The organism is uncultured Campylobacter sp., from assembly GCF_963517995.1.
Classification (GTDB): Bacteria; Campylobacterota; Campylobacteria; order Campylobacterales; family Campylobacteraceae; genus Campylobacter_A.
This window is the reverse complement of sequence record NZ_CAUQHQ010000116.1, coordinates 1-7,166: the sequence shown is the minus strand read 5'-3', so window position 1 is coordinate 7,166 and position 7,166 is coordinate 1. Positions and strand designations below refer to the sequence as shown.

General features: G+C 42.4%; 9 protein-coding genes. 3 read left to right on the top strand and 6 right to left on the bottom strand.

Going from position 1 to position 7,166, the window contains the following annotated elements; translation table 11 throughout:
* Window positions 1-260 precede the first annotated feature (260 nt).
* Genes RYL88_RS10300 through RYL88_RS10290 form a run of 3 tightly spaced genes read right to left on the bottom strand, consistent with a single transcriptional unit; the run spans window position 261 to window position 2,100 of the window.
* The gene (locus RYL88_RS10300) at window positions 261-554 is read right to left on the bottom strand and encodes a metal-sulfur cluster assembly factor (protein ID WP_295142421.1); all 294 of its coding nucleotides are present in this window, start codon (window positions 552-554) and stop codon (window positions 261-263) included.
* Entirely contained in the window at window positions 551-1,753 is a 1,203-nt protein-coding gene (locus tag RYL88_RS10295) for a peptidase M50 (RefSeq protein WP_314991072.1), read from the bottom strand. The genes RYL88_RS10300 and RYL88_RS10295 overlap by 4 nt, the downstream gene beginning before the upstream one ends.
* A gap of 8 nt (window positions 1,754-1,761) precedes the next feature.
* Entirely contained in the window at window positions 1,762-2,100 is a 339-nt protein-coding gene (locus tag RYL88_RS10290; protein ID WP_314991070.1) for a hypothetical protein, read from the bottom strand.
* Between the two features lie 171 nt (window positions 2,101-2,271).
* Here RYL88_RS10290 and RYL88_RS10285 point away from each other — a divergent pair, with 171 nt between their 5' ends.
* The 3 genes from RYL88_RS10285 to RYL88_RS10275 all read left to right on the top strand — a co-directional run bounded on the left by RYL88_RS10285 (window position 2,272) and on the right by RYL88_RS10275 (window position 3,421).
* Window positions 2,272-2,589 (top strand): TM2 domain-containing protein, encoded by a 318-nt coding sequence (locus tag RYL88_RS10285; RefSeq protein ID WP_314991067.1) that lies wholly within the window; start codon window positions 2,272-2,274, stop codon window positions 2,587-2,589.
* A gap of 72 nt (window positions 2,590-2,661) precedes the next feature.
* The gene (locus RYL88_RS10280) at window positions 2,662-3,003 is read left to right on the top strand and encodes a TM2 domain-containing protein (protein WP_314991065.1); all 342 of its coding nucleotides are present in this window, start codon (window positions 2,662-2,664) and stop codon (window positions 3,001-3,003) included.
* A complete protein-coding gene (locus RYL88_RS10275; RefSeq protein WP_314991063.1) occupies window positions 2,993-3,421 on the top strand; it encodes a TM2 domain-containing protein in 429 nt (142 codons plus the stop codon). Before RYL88_RS10280 ends, RYL88_RS10275 begins: the two co-directional genes overlap by 11 nt.
* Before the next feature lie 111 nt (window positions 3,422-3,532).
* On the opposite strand, the gene RYL88_RS10270 is transcribed toward RYL88_RS10275, so the two are convergent.
* The 3 genes from RYL88_RS10270 to ftsA all read right to left on the bottom strand — a co-directional run.
* Entirely contained in the window at window positions 3,533-3,715 is a 183-nt protein-coding gene (locus RYL88_RS10270; RefSeq protein WP_314400100.1) for a hypothetical protein, read from the bottom strand.
* A 1,107-nt stretch (window positions 3,716-4,822) separates the two neighbouring features.
* On the bottom strand, window positions 4,823-5,977 hold the full coding sequence (gene ftsZ / locus RYL88_RS10265; protein ID WP_314991061.1) for a cell division protein FtsZ: 1,155 nt from the start codon (window positions 5,975-5,977) through the stop codon (window positions 4,823-4,825).
* Between the two features lie 15 nt (window positions 5,978-5,992).
* Window positions 5,993-7,166 (bottom strand): cell division protein FtsA (gene ftsA / locus RYL88_RS10260; RefSeq protein WP_314991059.1); only part of this gene is annotated, 1,174 nt, incomplete at its 5' end.

Here is a 7,166-nt window from a genome sequence, read left to right as displayed (position 1 = left end):
TTCAAGAAGAACACGATGCTTGGTACGAACAAACCAAAGAAAAATATCGCTTAAACGAAGAATATGAGATGATTAAATTTAAAAGCAAGCAAAGAATCCTAAATAAGTTAGGTAAATTTAAGCTTTCATTTAAAAAGCCGCCGTCTTTGCGCTAGCTCAAATTTTACGCCCCGACATTAGTCTAAACATAACAAGCTTAAACTAACGGGCAGGGCGTAAAAACTAGTCATAGCGGGTCAAGTGCGGGAAGTAAACTAAAACTACACTCCCAGTTGCGCCTTTACCTCATCGCTCGCCATCTCGATACTCCACGCAGGCTCCCACACGAGGTCTATCTCGCACTCTTTTACGCCGTCGACATTCAGCACCGCCGTCTCTACCCAGCCCAGTATCATCTCATGCAGCGGGCATGAGCGCGTAGATAGCGTCATCGTGACCTTTGCTTTGCCGTTCTCGTCGCAAACCGCGTCGTAAATCAGCCCCAAAGAGACGATATCAAAACCCACCTCGGGATCGACGATGTTTGAGAGCGCATCGTATATTTTTTCTTTCATTTTTCTTCCTTTACTCCAAATTTCGTAAATTTAAAAACATTTATCATATTTATCGCGACTAAAACGATACTAACGAGTAGGCAAGCCACGCCGCAGTGCGCGAGCGATTTTATCTCCAGCCAGACGCCAATCTCGTAGAGCGCAAGCCCGATGGCGTTAAAGCCGATGCCGATATATGCGGGCTTTTTAAGGATCATCTGATCTAGTAGCGGCACCTTTGTTTTACCCACAAAGGGCGCCACGTAGTGATACCAGATGAGAAACGGCGCGATCTTGTAAAGATGAGCCGCGATAAATGCAAACAAAAAGCCGTAAATCAGCATAAATACCGCCATATCGTATCTGTCCGCCGCGATAAATGCGCAAAACAGCACGAAGGCTGCGAGCGAAAGAGCGATATTTACGTTCCAGTAGTCATACGCTTTGCGAACGCGCTTTTTTAGGATATGCAGCGCCTCGGCGACGAAGCAAATAATCGCCGCCCCAAAGGCGAAGTACGCGTAAATTTCGCTAAAAAAGAGCAAAACACCGGCAAAAATATAAAACCCGAAGGCAAATTTGCTAAGCGTAAATTTTAGATCGTGCGCCAAGGCAAACATCGGTAACAGTACGGTCGCTACGCCTACGATGATGAAAAAAACAAAGCCGAGCACGAAATAGATGTGAAATTTAAGCGCGAACATAAAATCCATCGGCAAAGTGCCAGAAAGTATCATCAAAAGGCAAAAACCAAGCGAGATGCCCGCGAGTAAAAATATCGCCGAAACAAAGAGCATAAACGCCGCGAAGCTCTTTTTTTCATTGTCCATAAAGCTAATGATATACGTAGTGCCGAAAAACAGCAGAGCCAGAAATAGCGCCATGCCGCCGCCGTGCAAAAAGCCCGTCTTGCCGCTGATCATCCCGTAGCCCATTGCAGCGATCCCTACGCAGTAGACGGCTAAATTTAGCATCGCGCCCTTGATCGTCGAAAACGGCTTTTCTAAAATCACCGAAGTGAGCTGATAAAGCGCGCCGATGATGACGCTCATAACAAAGCCGACGAAAAACACGTGTAAAAACCCCGCCGTCTCAAGCCCCGCTATCATCTCAAAATCAGCCGCGAAAAAGGCGGGAATGCTCGCTATCAAAAAGCAAATGCCCGCGATAAAATAACCGCCCACTAGCTTAAAAGGCGGCGCAAAGGTGTTTAAAAGCATAGCCTATCTCAGTGGCAAAGGCTTGTGTCTACGTTTTTGACGTCTGCGCCTTGTTTTAGGCTAAAGGTCATCTTGACCGCCCCACCCTCTAAATCCTCGCGCTCGACGTCAAACTGCTCCGCAATTTTAGGGATCAGTCCGGCGGGGAATTTGTGATTTACCATCACGATTTTGGTGTTTTGGTTTGCAAATTTGATCGCTACCAGCGCGTTTATCATAGGCTCTGGCGGTACGCACGGACGGCTGTCAAAACCGACGAAATCCACGCCACCTTCGCTATATTTATAAAACGGAACCGTCGCGCCCTCGGCGTTAAACTGCTCGGCGCCTTTGAAAAAATCGCTCATTTTTTATCCTTGTTTTAATTTTGGATAATTATACTCTTATTTTTCGCGCGGGCATCTTGACCTTGCTTAAGTAGTTTGGATTAATATACTGTAACATAAAATAAATAAAATTCCAATTTATTTTAAGCGGGGGGGGTAAATACGCCTACAAATTTAACGTAAAGGATAAAAATGAGTTTATATCTTGCTTTAAAAGATAAGCTTCCAAACGATGCTTTTTATATGAAGGATAAGCTAGACGGCTTAAGCGACGACAAGGCAAGAGCCGTATCGATACTAAATTTAAAAAGCCCGGTAGTCGGCCTAGCGCTTGGACTTTGCTTTGGAGCTTTTGGCGTAGATAGATTTTATAAAGGCGATATTTTGCTAGGCGCTTCAAAGCTTATAACGCTCGGCGGCCTTGGTTTTTGGGCGTTAGCGGATTTATATTTCGTCTATAACGGTATCAAAAAAGATAATCTAGAACTATTAAATTCAGCTATCATGTAAAAAATGAAAAATATACTGCTAATAAATGAATTAAAATCGAGGCTACCGTCAAATTTATATACCGAGCTCGTGATGAGTAAGAGGCTTGAGGAGCTAGATGATGCCCAAAGCTCGCAGCTAGTAGCCGATGCGTCGTATATGAAAAAGCCGACTTTAGTTTGGGTTTTTGCTCTGTTGTTCGGGTGTTTTGGAGGGCATAGATTTTACGTAAACAGTCCGGTAATCGGCATTGTTTTTATAGTGCTTACGTTTTTGGTATTTGCCGCAGCCGTTCCTCGTCCAGACTCCGGCATAGACAATTTATTTACGCTTATTTTGTTAGCCGCGATCATAGACGGCGTGCTGCTATCTAAAAAAGTAGCCGCTAAAAACTACGAAAAAGTAGCGCATATACTAGAGAAAAATGCCCGTTAATCAGCTTAGTAAATTTCCAAAATATAGTTTGTATTTGGTAGCGGATAAATTTAACTCGCTAAATGAGAGACAACAAGAGGAATTAAATTTAACCGACTTTAAAAATCCGTTCGTCACACTTGCTTTGGGGCTATTTTTAGGAGTGATTGGAGCCGATAGATTTTATATCGGCTCTATCGGTATCGGCGCTTTAAAGGCGCTTGCGCTATTTTTTATATTTGCGGCAATCGGCATCATAGAGGCGGTTTATGAGGGCAAAGCGATGAGCGATAGCGAGTATATCGTCGCTCTAGGTATTGCCGGGCTTGTTTTAATGTTTTATTTCATCTTAGCAGTCGTTGATGCATTTTTATCTTTTAAGGCTTGCAAAGAGAAAAATTTACAAACTCTCGTTGAAATTTTAGAAATTTATAAATAAAAATCTCATCTAAAAATAAACCAAGTTGCTACTAAAATAAAATCAAAAGTAGACCCAAAAAGGCGCCGAATTTATCGCCGAGCGGTAGCGACGGTACAATCTCTTACCGCCTTAGCAGTACTGCTTGTAGCCTTTATCGCAAAGCAGTTTTTTGCCCTCTTGTTTTAGGATTTCGTTTTTACTCTCGCCCCTATAGGTCGAGTTTTGGTCGCTACCGACCTTTTGTCCGTTTACATAGATGTCCGTTGCAAATAATCCCGTCAAAAACGCCAAAAAAATCAAAATTCGCTTCATAAATCGCTTTCAATCAAATTTAATCTCCAAGATGCAAGCAAATCGCAGTCCAAATTTAAGGACGGGAGTGTAAAATTTAGGATTTAAACTTGCTACAAATTTTAAATCTTAGCGTAATCTTTGAAAAACTGACTTATGCAATTTAAATTTGCTACCGCTCGCAGTAGTTTATGCCTCTACGGTTTTAAATTTATAAATTTACGCGTCGCTTAAATTTGATATACTCGTACTTGTCTTAGACCGACTCGGTTACGCCTAGGCCGCGTCGGTCTAAAAATCTCCTTGTAACTCTTTGGCTTTGTTCATTCGTTTAAGATATCGCTTTTATGAATTTTATATTTTCATACCGAGGTATATCTGCGGCGTATCTGTGCGAAGGTATTTTAATTTAGCCAGTCATCGCTAAAATCAATAAAATTTGCCTCATAATAGATACCGTATTAGCCTTTTATGCAATCTATAAAATCGGTATATTTTTGACCTTCTTTTATCTGATTTTTTAAAGCGGACTAAACGCGTGCTTTGCAAAGCGCCTCGGTAGCGGCCGATTACCGCTAGCGCGTTTCACTCTCGCAGGTAACGCGTCCGGTCCAGACGAGGCCATTTGCAGCTTAGCCGTGGGCCGGGTATAAGCACATATAGACTGCTTACAATCTAAATCAATCATACCGTAGAGTCGTATAAGCCTTGACGAAAAATAAGGTAAATTTTATCGTTCGTGCGGCGTAATAGACTAAAATTCGGCTCGACCTTATACTTTATCGGCTCTTTAGTCGCTTTTTGCGTGCGTCAAGTAGGGTGGTATATTTGCCGCCATATAAATTTAACTCGTTTGTTTTGATTTTGTATGCATCCTTTGTGATTTTATATTTGCCGTCTAGGCCGGTAAAGTTATGTTCTTAAAAATTTTGATTTTCAAAAAGCGTTTGCATTTGTTCAAGGCAGGCTTAGCAGGACTCTTGGTTTAAGGCATTTGTCATGCGTTTTTTGGGTTTTGCAGATTGCGGATTTTATAAAGGGTTAAATTTTAAGATTAACTATTTTTGATTTGCGCTACGCAATGCCGTATGATTAAATTTAGAAAGGATTGGAAGACCAATCCTTTTATCAATCCATCTGATTTCTGATGTAGGTCGGAGCGTCCAATACTGCAGATGCTTCTTCGCTGTTGTAGCCGCCGCTTACTTTTAGCTGACTTATTCTTTGTTCTAGGTATGGATTTCTAGAGTTTAAAGACGTTTGACTGGGAGTAGGTGCCGGAGTAGGAGCTTTTTCCTCCTTGCCTTTAAAACCGGTTGCTATGATGGTAACTTGAACTTTATCCTCCATACTCTCGCTACTCGTAGTGCCTAGTATGATGTCGGCATCGTCATCTACGCACGCTCTAATGATGGCCATCGCATCGTCTATATCGCCAAACGGGCAGTCCGGGTGAAATTTAAAGTGTACTAGGATGCCTACGGCTCCATTTATGGTAACGTCGCTTAATAACGGAGACTGGATAGCGTTTTTAACGGCTTCTTGAGCTGCGCCGTCGCCGTTTGACTCGCCTATACCTAGTAAAGCCATACCGCGATGTTCCATGACTTTTTTTACGTCGGCAAAGTCGGAGTTTATGTCGCTATCGCCGGATTCTAGCACGATAGTACACATGCCGCTGACTGCGCGCGCCAAGACGTCGTCGACTATTTTAAAGCTTTCTTTGATACCGGCTCTTTTATCTATGATGCTTCTTAACTTTTGATTTGGTATTACGATTATGGAATCAGACTCTTTTTTTAGCTCATCGAGACCCTTTTGGGCTAGGTTATAGCGCTTTTTACCCTCGAAATCAAACGGCATCGTAACGACGGCGACCGTCAAAGCACCGATATCTTTAGCTATTCTAGCTATCACGGGAGCTGCGCCGGTACCGGTTCCCCCACCCAAACCGGCAGCTATGAAAACGATATCCGAATACTCTAAAATGCTAGTTATCTCTTCTTCGCTTTCTAATGCAGCTTTTTTGCCTACTTCAGGTTCCATGCCTGCGCCAAGCCCTTTGGTAATCTTTTCTCCAAGCTGCAGCTTAGTAAATGCAGATGAGCTACCCAGTGCCTTTATATCGGTATTTGCGACGATAAGATCTATATCCATCTCATCGCCTTTTTCTCTTATGATATGATTTATCATATTGCAACCGCCACCGCCTACGCCTATAACCTTTATCTTTGCGCCGTATGAAGACTTTTTCTCTTCAACCGTGAAGTTACCCTTATCCATTTACCCAAATCTCCTTTAAAATAGTTGTGTTATTTTGTTCCAAAGTACGGAAAAAAAGCTAGGCTTCTTTTCTTTTTTGTCGTTTAAATCTTCGTTTAGTTCGTCTTTTAGCGTTCTATCGTCGTCTATCCTTAAATCATCTATATAGCTATCATCTAGCGTCGTCCCTTTAAAAATTTTCTTATCTAGCTCTTCTACGCTTTTTGTACCGTTATCGCTTTGTGTAGCGATATCTTTAAGGTTTTTGTTTTTAACCACTACCTCGTCTTTATAGCGCATCTTCTTTTCGGAGTCTATCTCATAGGGCGTAAAATATCCCGCACCGTACATACAAAGCCCGATCGCGCAAGAGTTTGCCGGATCTCTTAGTATCTCGTAAAGCCCCTCCATCTCTTTAGGCTTTGCTATACGTACGGGCATATTTTTAAAAAAAACATCCGCAAATTCTTTTATGCCCTCAAATTTAGTCATACCCCCGGTTAGCACTACGCCTGCGGCTATGGACGATTTGTATCCGCTATCTTCTAGCATTTTGGCTAATATCATAAGCGTCTCTTCTATCCTTGCGTATATAACTTTTGAGATAACGTCAAGCGAGACCTCTTGAGTTTTGCCGTCATCGTTGATAGGCGGTATCTCTACTAATTCGTTAGTTTTGGCAGTATCTAGAAGCGCGCCGTAGTTTAGCTTTATCTCCTCGGCTTTTAAGATCGGCGTGTGAAGCGCAGCCGAGAGGTCGTTGGTAATATTTGCCGAACCTATACCTAAAAATTCGTTGTATCTTATCGAATTTCCGGAATGCACTATCATATTGCAAGTAGCTCCGCCCATATCGATTAGAGCTACTCCTAGATCCTTTTCGTCCTGATTTAGGGTAGCAATAGCCGAAGCGTAGCTGGAAAGTACGATATTATCAGGCTCTACGCCGGCCAAATTTAACGCTTTTCTAAGATTGCTTAGGGATGATTTTTGCGCCATTATGATATGCGTTTGCACCTCAAGCCTACTACCGTTCATGCCCAAGGGATCTTCTATATGTTCTTGGTCGTCTACTTTAAAGTTATACGGCAGTATATGAAGCTTTTCGTAGTCGCTATGAATTTGCGCTCTTCGCTCGGATTCAGACATTGAGCGCTGTATCTCTTTTATACCTATTTCATATGTCGGGATATTTACCACTCCGTTGCTC